This window comes from Pseudomonas sp. GW821-FHT01E10, from assembly GCF_059422365.1.
Window position 1 is genome coordinate 49,229 of the sequence record NZ_JBWKWT010000008.1, and the last position, 15,471, is coordinate 64,699.

Consider the following 15,471-nt stretch of genomic DNA (forward strand, 5'->3'; position numbering starts at 1 on the left):
TCAGGCCGGCGCTTGTTCTTCCATCGCCGCCTTGTAGATCGAATGCTTCGGCTGCGCAAACAACCGCTCCATCATCGGTTCGAAAAAGCTCAGCGGCAGCGTGTCGTATGCCGGGTCAAACGCCGCCGCGTCGTACCGGGCGCAAAATTCGATGGTCGCCTGATACTGCGGATGAGCGCTGAATTGCTCGCGCAAATGCCGGTCCATGCCCAGGTGATGGAAGAAGTAATAGCCCTGGAAAATCCCGTGTTTCTCCACCATCCACAGGTTCTCGGCACTGACGAACGGCTTGAGAATCGCCGCGGCGATGTCCGGGTGGTTGTAGGACCCCAGTGTATCGCCGATGTCATGGAGCAAAGCGCAGACCACGTACTCTTCGTCGCGGCCATCGCGCCAGGCGCGGCTGGCGGTTTGCAGCGAGTGGGTCAGGCGATCCACCGGGAATCCGCCGAAATCACCTTCCAGTAACTTCAAATGCGCCACGATCCTTGTAGGCAATTGCCGGGCATAGGCGCTGAAGTCTGTGGCGATGATCGCCCAGTCTTCCTGCGTGCCGTCCTGCATGTGGGTAAAACGGGCGCGGGCATTCATCGGCTATCCTCTTGTTCTTATCGAAAGGGATGTTTGGAGTGTAGGGCTTGGATCCAGAGCGCTGCACTGGCTGCACAGGACGCTTTTGTGGCCAAAGGAGCCTAGAACGGCACGCGACCTACAATCATGTCGCGGTACATGACGAAATCGCCGAGCAGGCTGTAAAGAGGATGCTGAAAGGTTGCAGGACGATTCTTCTCGAAGAAGAAATGCCCGACCCAGGCGAAGCTGTAACCGGCCAGCGGCAGGGCCAGCAACAGCCACCATGCGCCTTTGGCGATGGTCAGCGCCAGAATGACAATAACCAGCGTGGTGCCGACAAAGTGCAGTCGTCGACAAGTGCTATTGCGGTGTTCGCTGAGGTAATACGGGTAAAACGCAGCGAAGCTGTTGAAACGTTTGATGTTTTCCACGACTGCGATCTCTGTGGTGTGTGCAGGCAACAAGTTGCGCTGCGGGTAGCCTATTTAAGTCTAGAGTGATCATAGGCATCAGCCAGTGACAATAGGCGCCACTTTAGTATCCTTGGGCATTGGGTCGTGGCATGCGGCCATCACGTAGTAAACGCCATGAGCGAACGAACGACTTCTGCAAGCTGGGCGATGGGGATTGTCAAAGCACTGGAAATGGACGGCCTGGATTGCCGGGTTTTGTTCAAGCAGCTAGGGCTCGACTATGCGGCACTGGATGATCCGGATGCGCGCTTCCCGCAAGATTCCATGACGCGGCTCTGGCAGCGCGCGGTCGAGTTGTCCGGCAACCCGGCGATCGGCCTGAACATGGGCAAGGTGGTGCGACCGGCGTCCCTGCACGTTGCCGGTTATGCCTTGATGTCCAGTCGAACCCTGGCCGAAGGCTTTCAACGTCTGGTGCGTTATCAGCGAATCATCGCCGAAAGTGCCGATCTGAGTTTTCGCATACTGGACGAGGGTTATGCACTGATTCTGACGGTGCATGGCGACCACTTGCCGCCGACCCGACAAAGCGCTGAAGCATCGATGGCCTGTGCCCTGGCGTTTTGCGGGTGGCTGACCGGGAGCGCGCTGCATCCGCGCAAAGTGCTGCTGCAGGGCGATCAACCCGCCGACCTCGAACCGTATAAGCAAGCCTTCCACGCGCCGATGATGTTCAATGCGCCCTATGATGCCTTGATTTTCGAGCGCGCTGACCTGGAGGCACCGTTGCCCACCGCCAACGAGGCCATGGCGTTGCTGCACGATCGCTTTGCCGGTGAATACCTGGCGCGGTTTGCCGAGAGCCGCGTGACCCACAATGCGCGGCAGGTGTTGTGCCGCTTGCTGCCCCAGGGCGAACCCAAGCGCGATGCGGTAGCGCAGGCGCTGCACCTGTCGCAACGCACCTTGCAGCGACGCTTGCAGGAAGAGGGCACGAGTTTTCAGACGTTGCTGGATGACACGCGGCGTGAACTGGCCGAGCAATACCTGGCGCGACCGAGCATGACGCTGCTGGAAATTGCCTACCTGCTGGGGTTTGCCGATCCGAGCAACTTCTTCCGCGCTTTCCGACGCTGGTTCGACACCACCCCCGGCGAATACCGGGCGCGGCTGACGGAAGCGCTCAAGCCGGTCAGTGACGCCAGAACGCAGGGATACACAGAACAAACACCGTAATGATCTCCAGCCGACCCAACAGCATGCCGAACGAGAGAATCCACTTCGCGGCATCCGGCAGGCTGGCGAAGTTACCCGCCGGGCCAATGGTTTCGCCCAACCCCGGGCCGACGCCGGACACCGTGCTGGCCGCACCGGTAAGGGCGGTCATCCAGTCCACGCCGAGCAGCGACAGCAGTAGAGCGATCACGCAAATGGTGATGGCGAAAAAGAACGAAAAGGTCAGGATCGAACGTACGATTTCTTCGTCGAGACGGTGGCCGTTGTACTTCTGCTTGATCACCGCGCGTGGGTGAATCAACTGGTTAAGGTTGGCCTTGAGCAGAATGTAGGCCACCTGGAAGCGGAAAATCTTGATCCCGCCAGCGGTCGAACCCGAGCAGCCGCCAACAAACCCCAGGTAAAAGAACAGCATCAGCGAGAAGTTGCCCCAGAGGCTGTAGTCCCCCAGTGCAAAACCTGTCGTCGTCACCACCGAAGTGACGTTCAGCGCCACATGCCGCAAGGCGTCCAGCCAGTGCAACTGGGTGGTCCACCAGTACCAGGTGCCGAGCACCAGCCAGGTCACCAGCAACATGCCGAGCAAGCCTTGCACCTGTTCATCCTTGATCAGCGCCCGACGGTTACCGCGTAACGTGGCGACATACAAGGTGAACGGCAAGGCGCCGAGAATCATGATGACGATCGCGACCCAATGCACCGCAGGCTCCGGCCATTTGGCCAAAGACTGGTCGGAGGTGGAAAACCCGCCGGTGGAAATCGCCGACATCGCGTGGTTGATCGCATCGAACGGGCTCATCCCGGCCCACCAGAACGCCAGGCTGCCGAAAATGGTGATGCCGACGTAGGTCGCAACGATCAAGCGCGCCACCATGTGCGAACGGGGCATGACCTTTTCGGAACGGTCTGACGACTCGGTCTGAAACAGCCGCATGCCACCGATGCGCAGCAATGGCAGAATCGCGACCGCCATGCCGATAAAGCCGATCCCGCCGATCCAGTGCAGCAAGGAGCGCCATATCAGGATGCCGGGGGACATGGTGTCCAGGCCCGTGAGCACCGTCGAGCCGGTGGCGGTGATGCCGGACATGCTTTCGAAGAATGAGTCGGTGTAGCTGATGTTCTGGGTCAGCAGGAACGGCAGGGCGGCGAAGATGCACACCACCAGCCAGCTGCTGACGGTCAGCAGGTACATGTCTCGCGGGCGCAGATGGATGTGTTCGGGGCGCCCCGGAATCACCAGGGCCAGGCCGGCGACAAAGGTAATCATGCTGGCCCAGAGGAATGACGGCAGGTCGCTGGTGCGCTCGAAGATCACCAGGGTAGCCATGGGCACGGCCATGGAAATGGCCAGCGTGATCAGGAAGATGCCGATGATGAAACCAATGATCCGTAAGGTCGGCAACGCCATGAAGTCCGCTCGGGCTGAAGTAGGGAAGGGCGCCATTCTACCTGCGGGGCAGGGCATGTAAACCGACAGCCCTGTGCCGGATACCGCTAGAATAGGCAGACATTTTTTTCAGGAGGTGGCCGATGCAGGCTCTCGACGCTTTGCTCAACCGTGTTTCCGTTCCACGACTGCTCGATCCGGCGCCCACTGCCGAGCAACGCGAAGTGCTGTTTGCCGCCGCGATGCGTGCGCCAGACCACGGCCATTTGCAGCCTTGGCGCTTCCTGACAGTCGAAGGCGCGGCGCGCGAGCAAATGGGCGAGTTGCTGGCCGAAGCGGCGAAACTGCAAGACAGCGAGGTGTCAGAAGCCGCGCTGGACAAGGCCCGTAACGGCCCGCTGCGTGCACCGCTGGTGGTTGTGGTGATCGCGCGTTTGCAGGATCACGTCAAATACCCGAAATCCGAACAATTGTTGGCGGCAGGCTGCGCGGCTCACGGGATTTTGCTGGCCGCTTACGCGCAAGGCATTGGCGCGGTATGGCGCACCGGTGAGCTGGCCTATTCGCCGCATGTAGCCAAGGGGTTGGGTTTGGCCGAAGGGGAAGAGGTGATTGCGTTCCTTTATCTCGGTACGCCGCAGAAAGAACCGCGTGTGGCGGAGAAGGTTGATCTGGCCGAGTTTGTCAGCGCCTGGTCCGGTAAGGCCTGAAGATCAAAAGATCGCAGTCTCGTTGCACTTGTAGGAGCTGTCGAGTGAAACGAGGCTGCGATCTTTTTGCATCACCCCCGATTTACGGCTGCACCACCGCCCCCGGCACCAACGGCAATTCCAGGCTGGCAATAAACCCGCCTCCAGGATGATTGGCCAGCACCAGACTGCCGCCATGGCGTTCCGCCGCACGGCGTGCGATAGCCAGCCCCAAGCCATGCCCGGCCGTTGTCTGCCCCGGTGCCCGATAGAACGGCTCCCCCAACTGATTCAAATGATCAGCCTCTACACCGGGGCCGTGATCGCGCACGCTGACCACAATCCTGTCGCCCTGACGCGACGCTTGCATTTCGATTGGTTGCCCGACCGGGTTAAAGCGTTGGGCATTGCGCAGCAGGTTGTCCACGGCGCGCTCGATCATGGTCGGCCAACCCCTGAGGTTCAGTTGCGGCTCGGCCTCAAGGCGCACGTTCTGCTCCGGCGAACTTAGCTGAGCATCCTTTTGCAGGGTATTGAGCAGTGCATTGAGATCCACTTCTTCGGCACTGGCGTTGTCGGCATCGACCCGCGCCAACACCAGGATTTCGCTGATCAGTGCTTCCAGTCGATCACATTCACGGGTCAGGCGCGGCCAGAGTTTTTCCCGCTCCTGGGGATTGGCCCGCTCGGCCAGTGCCAGCGCAATGCGCAGTCGGGCCAAGGGCGAACGCAACTCGTGGGACACATCGCGCAGCAATTGCCGCTGACTGCCGATCAGGCTTTGCAGACGCGCGCCCATGCGATTGAAGTCGTTGGCCAGCACACCGAATTCATCGCGGCGGTTAGCCAGTTGCGCCAGGCTGTTTTGCTGATACGTCGTCTGCCCCAACTCATGCACTGCGCCACGTAAACGGCTCAGCGGTCGGGTGATGGAAAAGGTCACCAACAGGCTGAACAGGGTCAGTACCACCAGGGCGATACCCAGCGCACTCAACGGCCAGAGCAGGCTCTCACGGTGCCAGGCGTCCAGTTCCGGGTGGGGAATGCGATAGATCAGCAGGTAGGTGTCGCCCGTCTTGGCGCTGGTGTATTCATCGGTCAGGCGTCGCCACGGCAGGCGCCGATCATCGTTTTGCTGCCGTGCTTCGAAGGCGGCTGCACGCCGAGGGAAGGTGCCGCGTACCACCGGGTCTCCTGCCTCGTTGAGCACCTGAACGTCGATGTGATATTGGCGCTTGCGCTGCTCCAGGATGTCCTGGGCGGCTTCCTCGCCTTGGCTTTCGTAGGTTTGCGTCCACTGTTCGGCCAGGGTGTTGAGGCCCGGGTGGCGACTGAGAATCCACGCGTCCTGGTTGAGCATGTGTCCCAGCAAAATGGAAAGCCCTGCAACCAGAGCGATGGCCAGCCAGAAGCTGGCCAGGATACGCCAGAACAATGAGCGCACAGAAAATCCTCGAACAAGCTCAAATCAATGTGTGGCGAGGGGGCTTGTCGGAACGCCGCATCGCCCCGTTCGGCTGCGAAGCAGTCGTAAACCCGTTACATACGGTTTAACTTTGAAATACCGGGGCCGCTTCGCGCCCCAACGGGAGCAAGCTCCCTCGCCACAAAGGCTCGCTCCCACAACGAACTGAGAGGCATCAGGCCCAACGGTGATTAGCCATTGGGTCCGGGGTTAACGCATTATTGCGCCTTTTGCGCTTGCTGCGCTTTCCAGGCCTTGAACTCGGCCCATTCGGCGCGACGCTCAGCTTGTTTCTTCTGGATCTCGTCGAATTGCTTCTGTTGATCCGGTTTCAGCAGGGCGCGAACGTCGGCTTCGGCTTTCTTGTGCTTGGCCTCCATCTCGTCTTTCAGGGCTTTCTGGTCGGCCGGCGAGAGTTTTTCCAGGTACTTGTCGACCAGTTGCTGACGCTCGTGCATCTGCTCGCCCATGATTTTGCGGATCTGCTCGCGCTGTTCGCGGCTCAGGTCCAGTTGGCTGTAAGGGCCTCTGCCGTGCATGCCGTGCATCTGACCGCTGTGGCGTGAGCCGTCCATGTGATCACCCATCGGGCCTGTGCCTTCAGGCATGGCCATGGCAACGGTCGGCAGGGCGGCAGCAAACATCAGAGCGATAAGAGTCTTGCGCATGGTGTATCTCCTTGTCTCGTTCCCGGTACGTTCCGGATGTGTGCAGATTACGCAGATCAAGGTCAACGGCGGTCAGCGGAGCGTAAAGCTTGGGTAAAGACGGTTTTCTGCTTTGCTGACAATTCCAACACTTCGCCGATATTTCTCTGACGAAACCTGGCCTTCGTAGCAGCTGTCGAGCCTGCGAGGCTGCGTTCGGCTGCGCAGCAGTCGTAAAATCTGTTTGCACGCTCTTTCAGATACACCGCATCAGGCGGATCACGACTGCTTCGCAGCCGAACGCAGCCTCGCTGGGGCTCGACAGCTGCTACGAAGGGGCGTGTCAGGTTCAGAGGCTGTAGTAGTAACCGCGACTGCGCAGGGCCACGATGCGTGGGCGGCCGTCGGGGTGTGGGCCGATTTTTTTGCGCAGGTTGCTGACGTGCATGTCCAGGCTGCGGTCGTACAGGGTCAGTTTGCGACCGAGGGCGATTTGCGCCAGTTCCTGTTTATCCAGCGGTTCGCCGGGCTGCTTGAGCAGGGCTTCGAGCAGTCGGCTTTCGGAAACGGTGAGGGTGAATTCCTGTTCATCGATGCTGACCACCCCGCGCACCGGGCTGAAGCACAGGTCGCCCAGCTCGAGCTGGCTGGAGACCGCCGTCGGATGACTGCGGCGCAACACCGCGCGCAGGCGGGCGGTCAGTTCCCGTGGGTCGCACGGCTTGGCCAGGTAATCGTCGGCGCCCAGTTCCAGGCCGAGGATGCGGTCCAGCGGTTCGCCACGGGCCGACAACATCAGCACCGGCAAATCCGGATGGTCGCTGCGCAGTTGCTTTAGCAGTTCCAGGCCGCTGCCGTCCGGCAGCATCACGTCCAGCACCACGGCCGCCGGAGACGTTTCGGCCAACGCGTGACGGGCGCTCTGGCCATCGTGGCAGGCGCGAACCTGAAAGCCTTCCTGGCTCAGCCAACTGCTCAGGAGCTCACACAGCTCCTGGTCATCATCAATTAGTAACAGCTCGCTCATGACTCACTCAATTTAGCCATTGCCTACGTTTTCTGGTGGCACCACTGGCGAAGATACCGCAGAGCAGGGCCAATAGCGCTACTGCCGCCCCAATAACGAACCACTGCTGCTGATCGGTCAGCAGGCGCGGTAGCGGGCTGCTGGCCAGGGTTTCCTTGAGTTGCAGCTTCAGGCGCTGATTCTCCTGGCGCAACCGGCTCAGCTGGGCGCTTTCGCGCTCGCCATCGGTGGTTTGCAATTGTTTGCTCAGTGTTTCTCGTTGCAGCTCGCTTTCTTTCAAGCGCTGCTGCAACTCGGTGATCTGGCTACCGGCGCTCAAGGACAGCGGCGTCGAATTACCGCCATTGGCGCTTTCTTCACCATGGGCTGGCGCCATGATCGACAACGTCACCAACATCAGACACAACGGACCTTTGCGCATCGCAACTCCTGATTCCAATACGAGTATTGGGCAGGTTGTCGGCCGGTAAACGAGAATAATGAGCGATTGAACGTGCGATGAATCGATAAGATTCACCGCACGCGAGAACTTTACGGCAGGACTTGCTTGAACGGCTTGACCAGAACATTGGCGTAGACGCCTGCGGCAACGTACGGATCGGCGTCGGCCCAGGCCTTGGCGGCGCTCAGGGACTCGAATTCGGCGACGATCAGGCTGCCAGTGAAACCGGCTGCGCCCGGATCATTGCTGTCGACCGCCGGGTGTGGACCGGCCAATACGATACGACCTTCGCCCTTGAGCACTTGCAGACGCTCAAGGTGCGCAGGCCGTGCGGCCAGTCGGGCTTCCAGGGAGTTGGCAACGTCTGTGGCAATGATTGCGTAAAGCATGTCAGTCCTCGGTTTTTGGCGTTGTGGTGTCGGCGTCGTGCAGGTGGCGGGACAGGTAGATGCCCTGGCCGACCAGGAACAGCAAAGTCATGCCCAGGCTGCCGAAGACCTTGAAGTCTACCCAGTAGCTCTGGAACGTGAACGCGACGAACAGGTTGGCGGCACCGCAAAACAGGAAAAAACCGATCCAGGCGATGTTCAGGCGGGTCCAGATTGGCTCCGGCAGGGTCAGCGCGTGGCCCATGATGCGTTTGATCAGCAGTTGGTCACCGACGAAATGGCTGCCGATGAACGCGAGGGCGAACAGCCAGTTGACCACCGGGGCTTTCCATTTCAGGAAGGTTTCGCTGTGGAACGCCAGGGTCAGGCTGCCGAAGACCAGGCAGGCAATGAGGGTCAGCCACTGGCTCTTCTCCAGCTTGCGCTGCTTGATGTACAGCGTGCCGTAGACCACCAGGGAGCTGATGATCAGCATCGCGGTGGCGCTGTAAATACCACCGACAGACAGTTGATGACCGCCAATGTCGACGACCCGCGGGTCGATTTTGAAGACGATGAAAAACAGCAGAAGCGGGATGAAGTCGATGAATTGTTTCACAGTGGCAGCCAGAAGCAGGATGTGGCGGCATAATAACAAACATATTGACGCGCGATAGCGTCAGCTGATTTGAGGTTACATAGTCCTGTGAATGTTGATTTGCACTGCCATAGCACGGCCTCCGATGGCGCCCTGGCGCCTGCGGCACTGGTTGCGCGTGCGTTCGAGAAAGGCGTGCGAGTCCTGGCCTTGACTGATCACGACACCCTTGAAGGCCTCGACGAGGCCCGTAGCGCCGCGACGGCACTGGGGATGCAACTGGTCAACGGCGTCGAATTGTCCTGCACCTGGGGCGGGGCGACCATTCATGTGCTGGGCTATGGTTTCGACGTCAATGCCGCGCCATTGGTCGAGGCCATCGCCAAATTGCACGATGGCCGCTGGCTACGGTCCGAAGAAATAAGCCGCAAGTTGGCGTTGAAAGGCATGCCGGGGGCGCTTGACGGCGCCCGCGCCATTCAGCAGGAACTGGGCGACAGCGGCAACGCGCCGGCCCGTCCGCACTTCGCCGACTGGATGGTGCGCGAAGGTTTCGTCAAGGATCGCGCCGAAGCCTTCCGCAAATGGCTGGGCGCCGGCAAGCTGGGAGACGTCAAGCTGCACTGGCCGACCCTCGAAGACACCGTCGAGACCCTGCGCGCCGCGGGTGCCTGGGTCAGCCTGGCGCACCCCTGGCACTACGATTTCACTCGTAGCAAGCGTCGCCGCCTGATTTCTGACTATATTCAAGCCGGGGGCCACGCGATTGAAGTGGTCAATGGCCATCAGCCCGCCGAGCAAGTGGGCAGCCTGGCGATTCTTGCCCGTGAGTTTGGTCTGCTGGTCAGTGCCGGCAGTGATTTTCATGGCCCTGGAGGCTGGTCCGAGATCGGTGAATACCGCCCGCTCCCGGAGGATCTGCCACCACTGTGGTGTCGATTCAAACATGACCCAATTATTGCCGCCGTCTGAACAGGTAGAGAATGTGAGTCAATTTTTCCAGATTCATCCGGAAAACCCGCAAGCGCGCCTGATCAAACAGGCTGTCGAGATCATCCGCAACGGCGGGGTGGTGATTTATCCCACAGACTCTTCCTACGCCATTGGTTGCCAGATCGGTGACAAGACCGCCGTGGAGCGTGTGCGTCGGTTGCGTCAGCTGGATGAGAAGCACAACTTCGCACTGATCTGCAGCGACCTGTCGCAGTTGGGGCTATTTGCCAAGATCGACACTGGCACCTTCCGTTTGCTCAAGGCCCATTTGCCAGGGCCTTACACCTTCATTCTCAACGCTACCCGCGAAGTTCCGCGGCTATTGTTGCACCCGAAAAAACGCACCATCGGCCTGCGCGTGCCGAGCCATCCGATTGCGTTGGCGCTGCTGGAAGAACTCGGCGAACCGCTGATGAGTGTGACCCTGATCATGCCCGGCGACACTGACCCGCTGACCGATCCCTACGAAATGCGCCAGTTGCTGGAGCATCAGGTGGACCTGATCATCGACGGCGGTTTCGGCGGGATCAAGGCGTCCACCGTGATCAACCTCGCCGACGGCGAGCCGGAAGTCATCCGTGTCGGTTGCGGCGACCCAACGCCATTCATGGCCGAGGCGTAGATGTCTGCAGTAGAACCAGAACCCGTCGACAGCCAGGCCGGCGCCCAGCAAGAACTGCCTTTCGCCATGGTCTATGGCCAGGCGGTCATGGAAATGCCGCTGGACCTGTACATCCCGCCGGATGCGCTCGAGGTCTTTCTGGAAGCCTTCGAAGGCCCGCTCGACCTGCTCCTGTACCTGATCCGCAAACAGAACATCAATATTCTCGACATCCCGGTGGCGGAAATCACCCGCCAGTACATGGGCTATGTCGAGTTGATGCAGTCGGTGCGCCTGGAACTGGCCGCCGAGTACCTGGTGATGGCCGCGATGCTCGCCGAGATCAAGTCGCGGATGCTGCTGCCGCGAGCCGAAACCATTGAAGACGAGGAAGACGACCCTCGCGCCGAACTGATCCGCCGCTTGCAGGAATACGAACGCTTCAAGGCCGCCGCCGAAGGTATCGATGGCCTGAGCCGCGTCGGCCGCGATGTCGTGGTGCCCAAGCTCGACGCGCCGGAAGCCCGGGCGCGCAAGCTGCTGCCGGACGTGAGTCTGGAAGAGTTGCTGATGTCCATGGCCGAGGTCTTGCGCCGGGGCGACATGTTCGAAAGCCACCAGGTCAGCCGCGAGGCACTGTCCACCCGCGAACGCATGAGCGATGTACTGGAGCGGCTCAAGGGTGGCGGTTTCGTGCCCTTTGTCGAGCTGTTCACCGCTGAAGAAGGACGTCTGGGGGTAGTGGTGACCTTTATGGCGATCCTCGAACTGGTCAAGGAATCCTTGGTCGAGCTGGTGCAGAATGAGCCGTTCGCGGCGATACATGTGCGAGCCCGAGCCGAATAACGAGTTGAATCATGAACCTGACTGAACCCCGCGAGCTGGCGCCACTGCTTGAAGCCTTTCTGTTGGCCTCGGGAAAACCGCAATCGCTTGAGCGCCTGTTCGAACTCTTCGAAGAAGGCGAGCGGCCCGAACCAGCGGTTTTCAAGAAAGCGCTGACGATTCTGGGCAAATCCTGCGACGGCCGAGCCTTCGAACTGAAGGAAGTCGCCTCCGGGTATCGCCTGCAGATCCGCGAAAAGTTCGCGCCGTGGGTCGGGCGCCTGTGGGAAGAACGGCCGCAGCGTTACTCGCGCGCCATGCTCGAAACCATGGCCCTGATTGCCTATCGCCAACCGATCACCCGGGGCGAGATCGAAGACGTGCGCGGCGTGGCGGTCAACAGCCACATCGTCAAAACCCTGCTGGAGCGAGAGTGGATCCGCATCGTCGGTTACCGTGATGTGCCCGGCAAACCGGCAATGTTCGCCACCACCAAGGCGTTTCTCGATCACTTCAACCTGAAGAACCTCGACGACCTGCCGCCGCTGGCCGAGCTGCGCGAGCTGGAACCCGAGCCGATGCTCGAGTTCGACGACGCACCGGTGCCGGCCGGGTTGCAAGAATTGGCAGATGCCAGCGCCGAGCCGGAAGAGCCCAAGGAAGAAACCAGCTTCCACACGCTATTGCTTGAGCTGGACACGATGGAGGAGGGGCTCAAGACCGATTTCGACGATTTGTTGCGCGATGGCGAGTTGACCGAGACTGAAGAGGTATCGGAGCAGCCGGAGCCGGAAGTCGAGGTAGAGCTTCAGGTTGAGGCGTCAGTTGCTGACGAAGAAGAGCAGGAACCAGAGCCTGAGGATGACATTCTTGGCGTTGCCGAGGCTCGCGAGAAACTGCTGGCCGCGGTTGCCGCGCTTGAACAACCCAAGCCCGAACCTGAACTGAGCGACGAAGAAGCCGAAGCCCGGGCCCTGGCCGAAGCGATCGAGGCCGAACGCCGCCAGTTCGAGGATTGAACTCCGTCAGAAGATCGCAGCCACCACCGGCCGGCGGAAAAACCAATAACCGACGGTCGATCAGCTAGTCTCTGATGCGCGAACGCTTCCATGAGCGTATGATTCGCGACCCTTTGGCGATCCCTTCGTCAAACGACCAGATTTCACATCTTCAGGCCAAGGCCTGAACTTGATCACACCGGGAGGTGCCCAGATGAGTATCAACGACCAGAAAGACGACCAGGAAATCGGCCCAGCAGGCGAAAAACTGCAGAAAGTCCTCGCCCGTATCGGCGTCGGCTCGCGCCGTGACGTAGAAGCCTGGATCAGCCACGGCCGCATCAAGGTCAATGGCAAAGACGCCACCCTCGGCCTGCGCGTCGACCTGCATGACGCCATCACCATCGATGGCAAGGTGATCAAGCGCGAAGAAGCTGCCGAGTCGGTACGCCGCGTGATCATGTACAACAAACCCGACGGTGAAATCTGCACCCGTGACGACCCGGAAGGCCGTCCGACCGTGTTCGACAAGATGCCGCGCCCGAAAGAAGGTCGCTGGATCAACATCGGTCGCCTGGACATCAACACCACAGGTCTGCTGATGTTCACCACCGACGGTGAGCTGGCCAACCGCCTGATGCACCCGTCCTACGAAATGGACCGTGAATACGCCGTCCGTGTACGTGGTGAAGTCGACGACGAGATGATCGAGCGTCTGAAGGCAGGCGTGGTGCTCGAAGACGGCCCGGCGAAATTCACCGACATCAAGCAGGCACCAGGTGGCGAAGGTTTCAACCACTGGTACCACTGCGTGGTGATGGAAGGTCGTAACCGCGAAGTTCGTCGTCTGTGGGAATCCCAGGGCCTGGTGGTCAGCCGTCTGAAGCGCGTGCGTTTCGGTCCGGTGTTCCTCAACTCCGACCTGCCGATGGGTCGCTGGCGCGAAATGAGCCAGCAGGAAGTCGACATTCTGAGTGCTGAAGTCGGCCTGACGCCGGTGGCGATGCCGCAAATGAACGCCAAGAGCAAAGACAAGCTCGAGCGTATGCAGCGCAAATCGTCCCGCCCGGTGGGCAAGACCGAACGCGTACGGACCCTGCGTCCAGCCGCTGGCGCTCCAGCTGCCGGCCCGCGTCCATCTCGCGAGCCGCAGATCGAAGGCGAGCGCCCGGCCCGCAAGCCAGCGCCACGCCAGGACGGCGAGCGCGGTCCACGCACGCCGCGTCCGGCCAACGGTCGTACTGAGCGTGGCGAAGGCCGTGGCGCTCCGTCCGGTGGTCGTAGCGATCGCGGTGCGCCTGCCGGCCGTGGTACGCCGGTGGCAGACCGCCCGGCCGACACCAAGCGCCCGGCCAAACCGGCGCCGAAGAAACGCCCAGGCATCGTGCTGGTCGACAAGGACGCGCCATCGGGCAAGCGCCGCGGTGCGCCAGCCGGCTCCGGCCAGCGTCCGGGCTTCGGTCGTCGCAAGCCTGAGTAATCGGTAAGCGCAGCATAAAAAACGCCATCCCTCGGGATGGCGTTTTTTTGTGTCTGGCAGAACCGGTTTTCAGCAGGTGCGGTTGTTTGATCGTTCCCACGCAGAGCGTGGGAACGATCAGCGCGTCATCTGTATCGCCGAAAGCCTTGGGTTAAAACACAAACCGCCGATCAAACACCGGCTCATCATCCAGCGCCAACACGCCGCCAGAGAAGATCAGGTCCAGATGATGGCTGCCCTTGGCGCCTCCGCCCAACCCCAAGTGCAAACCGCAATGGCGCTCTTCGAACCCGGCATTGCGCGCATACAACTCTTTCACACCTTCGTTGGTACCGATCCCCAACTCCTCGATGCGTCGATTGGACGGATTGGCGTCCAGGTACTTGTTGAAGTCATGTTCCAGTCCCGGCACATCGGTGGCGATTTTGCTGATGGTCGAGTTCTCGATCCACAACTCCAGCGGTGACGCGAGTACGCCGTACTTGCGGGCAAACGGAATCGTGCTGAGGAACGTCCCCATGAACTTGACCCGGCCATTAATCGCCTCGCTATGGGTGGCAATCTCGCCGGGCGCCAGGTCGAAGTTGCCGACACCATTGATGTCGGTCCACTTCTTGATACTGCTCAACGGTGTTTCGAACCACGAGCCATGCTCATCTTTGAAACTTAAAGTGGTGGCCTGGGACATGCGCTGGATCAAGTGGCTGTTCAACCCGGCAATCCGCTGCGGGGTGACACTGAACGTGTCGTAGAAGTAATCGCCGTAATCCTTGAACAGCAGCGACTTCTTCCAGTTTTCCGCCATCACACCTTGCAGCGCGCGAACAAAGTCCGGGCCGTCGGGACGCGGGTTGGGCAGGGTGGAAGAGTCGTAGAAGAAAATGTACAGATCGCTGTCGGCAATCGCCTTGGCCAGCAATTCGGTGGGTTCGAGGTCCAGACGCATCGCGCTGAAGGCGAACCTTGGGCTGTTGCCGGCCTGTTCGACGATGGCGCCGGTCAGCGCCTCGTAATCAGCGGTATGGCCGAGCAAGACCTTCGCCGGTTTGATGCCGGCAACAGCTGGGTGATGTTCGAGGTAGTAAAGGAAATGCGAGATGGCACGCTGCTTATCCATGGAGTCCTCCCTGACAAACCTGGTAAGTGGCGGGCACGACCGGCCGGATCATGCCCGCCGGGATGTCTTACAGAGGCCACATCGCCGTGCCGAACGGAACAACCGCGTCGGCTTGCATCATTTCAACGGCGGCTTCATGGGTCGGTGCTTCAAACCAATCGTCGAGTTGCAGTTCAGTGTCCAAGTCTTTGTCCAGTGCTTGCATGGTGAATCTCCTAGATGACTTTTTCGGTAAGAACAGCTTCGGTAAGAACAGTGGCGCGTTTTTCATTCATTGAAGAGCGCGTCGACTTGCCGGTCGATGCGGTTCGGCAAGTCGCTGAAAACCTAGTTCACAGGTTTTTGAATTGCAAAAAAATAATTAAACAATTTTCATTTGAACTAATTATTCCATTTTAAAAAAAGTAAATTTCCTAATAAAAAACAGAAAACTAAGTCGGAAAACTCCTTAGGAAGCTTCCTATCGTCAATTTACAGTCGACGGCTCTCTGGATCTGATTTGGAAAGCATGCGTTACGCGCTGTAAATAAATCCTTACGAAAAGCGTGCTCAAACCCCATGGAATGCCGCTGTGGAAAGGGCTGTAAGGAAAACCTGCCGTCCGCCGCC

The 15,471-nt window shown here is 59.9% G+C and carries 18 protein-coding genes; 7 read left to right on the forward strand and 11 right to left on the reverse strand.

Translation table 11 applies throughout. The annotated features are described in order from the left end of the window. Window positions 1-591: an HD domain-containing protein gene (locus tag AC07V0_RS16030; protein WP_086946377.1), complete on the reverse strand. Its 591-nt coding sequence runs from the start codon at window positions 589-591 to the stop codon at window positions 1-3. Window positions 592-692: 101 nt separating this feature from the next. After that, window positions 693-1,004 carry an Mpo1-like protein gene (locus tag AC07V0_RS16035; RefSeq protein WP_086946376.1) on the reverse strand — a complete coding sequence of 104 codons (312 nt, stop codon included), beginning with the start codon at window positions 1,002-1,004 and terminating at the stop codon, window positions 693-695. Between the two features lie 156 nt (window positions 1,005-1,160). Between AC07V0_RS16035 and AC07V0_RS16040 the strand changes: the two genes are divergently transcribed. After that, the gene (locus tag AC07V0_RS16040) at window positions 1,161-2,222 is read left to right on the forward strand and encodes an AraC family transcriptional regulator (RefSeq protein ID WP_207238835.1); all 1,062 of its coding nucleotides are present in this window, start codon (window positions 1,161-1,163) and stop codon (window positions 2,220-2,222) included. Here the strand turns inward: AC07V0_RS16040 and AC07V0_RS16045 are convergent. Further along, entirely contained in the window at window positions 2,179-3,633 is a 1,455-nt protein-coding gene (locus AC07V0_RS16045; protein ID WP_018929928.1) for a TrkH family potassium uptake protein, read from the reverse strand. The genes AC07V0_RS16040 and AC07V0_RS16045 overlap by 44 nt on opposite strands. A gap of 122 nt (window positions 3,634-3,755) precedes the next feature. On the opposite strand from AC07V0_RS16045, the gene AC07V0_RS16050 reads away from it, so the two are divergent. After that, the gene (locus AC07V0_RS16050; protein ID WP_086946375.1) at window positions 3,756-4,322 is read left to right on the forward strand and encodes an NAD(P)H nitroreductase; all 567 of its coding nucleotides are present in this window, start codon (window positions 3,756-3,758) and stop codon (window positions 4,320-4,322) included. A gap of 82 nt (window positions 4,323-4,404) precedes the next feature. Here AC07V0_RS16050 and AC07V0_RS16055 read toward each other — a convergent pair whose 3' ends face one another. The 6 genes from AC07V0_RS16055 to AC07V0_RS16080 form a co-directional block, all read right to left on the reverse strand. Beyond that, complete coding sequence (locus AC07V0_RS16055) at window positions 4,405-5,745, reverse strand: sensor histidine kinase (RefSeq protein WP_018929930.1); 1,341 nt, start codon at window positions 5,743-5,745, stop codon at window positions 4,405-4,407. 239 nt (window positions 5,746-5,984) lie between these two features. Continuing rightward, window positions 5,985-6,434, reverse strand: coding sequence for a hypothetical protein (locus tag AC07V0_RS16060; RefSeq protein WP_064619577.1), 450 nt, complete (start codon window positions 6,432-6,434; stop codon window positions 5,985-5,987). Window positions 6,435-6,762: 328 nt separating this feature from the next. Beyond that, complete coding sequence (locus AC07V0_RS16065; RefSeq protein WP_086946374.1) at window positions 6,763-7,440, reverse strand: response regulator transcription factor; 678 nt, start codon at window positions 7,438-7,440, stop codon at window positions 6,763-6,765. A 7-nt stretch (window positions 7,441-7,447) separates the two neighbouring features. After that, entirely contained in the window at window positions 7,448-7,861 is a 414-nt protein-coding gene (locus AC07V0_RS16070; RefSeq protein ID WP_086946373.1) for a translation initiation factor 2, read from the reverse strand. 110 nt (window positions 7,862-7,971) lie between these two features. Continuing rightward, window positions 7,972-8,271, reverse strand: a complete 300-nt coding sequence (locus AC07V0_RS16075) for a YciI family protein (protein ID WP_019579534.1) — start codon at window positions 8,269-8,271, stop codon at window positions 7,972-7,974. 1 nt (window position 8,272) lies between these two features. Then, the gene (locus AC07V0_RS16080; protein WP_064619571.1) at window positions 8,273-8,869 is read right to left on the reverse strand and encodes a septation protein A; all 597 of its coding nucleotides are present in this window, start codon (window positions 8,867-8,869) and stop codon (window positions 8,273-8,275) included. A gap of 87 nt (window positions 8,870-8,956) precedes the next feature. Here AC07V0_RS16080 and AC07V0_RS16085 point away from each other — a divergent pair, with 87 nt between their 5' ends. The 5 genes from AC07V0_RS16085 to rluB all read left to right on the forward strand — a co-directional run bounded on the left by AC07V0_RS16085 (window position 8,957) and on the right by rluB (window position 13,745). Then, the gene (locus AC07V0_RS16085) at window positions 8,957-9,820 is read left to right on the forward strand and encodes a PHP domain-containing protein (protein ID WP_018929935.1); all 864 of its coding nucleotides are present in this window, start codon (window positions 8,957-8,959) and stop codon (window positions 9,818-9,820) included. A gap of 13 nt (window positions 9,821-9,833) precedes the next feature. After that, on the forward strand, window positions 9,834-10,463 hold the full coding sequence (locus tag AC07V0_RS16090; RefSeq protein ID WP_007938530.1) for an L-threonylcarbamoyladenylate synthase: 630 nt from the start codon (window positions 9,834-9,836) through the stop codon (window positions 10,461-10,463). Next, window positions 10,464-11,288 carry a segregation and condensation protein A gene (locus tag AC07V0_RS16095; RefSeq protein WP_007938531.1) on the forward strand — a complete coding sequence of 275 codons (825 nt, stop codon included), beginning with the start codon at window positions 10,464-10,466 and terminating at the stop codon, window positions 11,286-11,288. 11 nt (window positions 11,289-11,299) lie between these two features. Beyond that, window positions 11,300-12,286 (forward strand): SMC-Scp complex subunit ScpB, encoded by a 987-nt coding sequence (gene scpB, locus AC07V0_RS16100; RefSeq protein WP_028939967.1) that lies wholly within the window; start codon window positions 11,300-11,302, stop codon window positions 12,284-12,286. A 193-nt stretch (window positions 12,287-12,479) separates the two neighbouring features. Further along, the gene (gene rluB / locus AC07V0_RS16105; protein WP_018929938.1) at window positions 12,480-13,745 is read left to right on the forward strand and encodes a 23S rRNA pseudouridine(2605) synthase RluB; all 1,266 of its coding nucleotides are present in this window, start codon (window positions 12,480-12,482) and stop codon (window positions 13,743-13,745) included. A gap of 151 nt (window positions 13,746-13,896) precedes the next feature. Here rluB and AC07V0_RS16110 read toward each other — a convergent pair whose 3' ends face one another. Together AC07V0_RS16110 and AC07V0_RS16115 are read right to left on the reverse strand one after the other, a co-directional pair. Then, window positions 13,897-14,862 (reverse strand): M29 family metallopeptidase, encoded by a 966-nt coding sequence (locus AC07V0_RS16110; protein ID WP_086946372.1) that lies wholly within the window; start codon window positions 14,860-14,862, stop codon window positions 13,897-13,899. A gap of 67 nt (window positions 14,863-14,929) precedes the next feature. Beyond that, on the reverse strand, window positions 14,930-15,067 hold the full coding sequence (locus AC07V0_RS16115) for a hypothetical protein (RefSeq protein ID WP_007938535.1): 138 nt from the start codon (window positions 15,065-15,067) through the stop codon (window positions 14,930-14,932). Between the last annotated feature and the right edge of the window lie 404 nt (window positions 15,068-15,471).

Bases quoted from the DNA above. Each gene is read 5' to 3' on its own strand.
- AC07V0_RS16070 (WP_086946373.1), bottom strand. From the start codon at position 7,861: ATGCGCAAAGGTCCGTTGTGTCTGATGTTGGTGACGTTGTCGATCATG.
- AC07V0_RS16075 (WP_019579534.1), bottom strand. From the start codon at position 8,271: ATGCTTTACGCAATCATTGCCACAGACGTTGCCAACTCCCTGGAAGCC.
- AC07V0_RS16030 (WP_086946377.1), bottom strand. From the start codon at position 591: ATGAATGCCCGCGCCCGTTTTACCCACATGCAGGACGGCACGCAGGAA.
- scpB (WP_028939967.1), top strand. From the start codon at position 11,300: ATGAACCTGACTGAACCCCGCGAGCTGGCGCCACTGCTTGAAGCCTTT.
- AC07V0_RS16045 (WP_018929928.1), bottom strand. From the start codon at position 3,633: ATGGCGTTGCCGACCTTACGGATCATTGGTTTCATCATCGGCATCTTC.
- AC07V0_RS16060 (WP_064619577.1), bottom strand. From the start codon at position 6,434: ATGCGCAAGACTCTTATCGCTCTGATGTTTGCTGCCGCCCTGCCGACC.
- rluB (WP_018929938.1), top strand. From the start codon at position 12,480: ATGAGTATCAACGACCAGAAAGACGACCAGGAAATCGGCCCAGCAGGC.
- AC07V0_RS16110 (WP_086946372.1), bottom strand. From the start codon at position 14,862: ATGGATAAGCAGCGTGCCATCTCGCATTTCCTTTACTACCTCGAACAT.
- AC07V0_RS16115 (WP_007938535.1), bottom strand. From the start codon at position 15,067: ATGCAAGCACTGGACAAAGACTTGGACACTGAACTGCAACTCGACGAT.
- AC07V0_RS16050 (WP_086946375.1), top strand. From the start codon at position 3,756: ATGCAGGCTCTCGACGCTTTGCTCAACCGTGTTTCCGTTCCACGACTG.
- AC07V0_RS16065 (WP_086946374.1), bottom strand. From the start codon at position 7,440: ATGAGCGAGCTGTTACTAATTGATGATGACCAGGAGCTGTGTGAGCTC.
- AC07V0_RS16040 (WP_207238835.1), top strand. From the start codon at position 1,161: ATGAGCGAACGAACGACTTCTGCAAGCTGGGCGATGGGGATTGTCAAA.
- AC07V0_RS16095 (WP_007938531.1), top strand. From the start codon at position 10,464: ATGTCTGCAGTAGAACCAGAACCCGTCGACAGCCAGGCCGGCGCCCAG.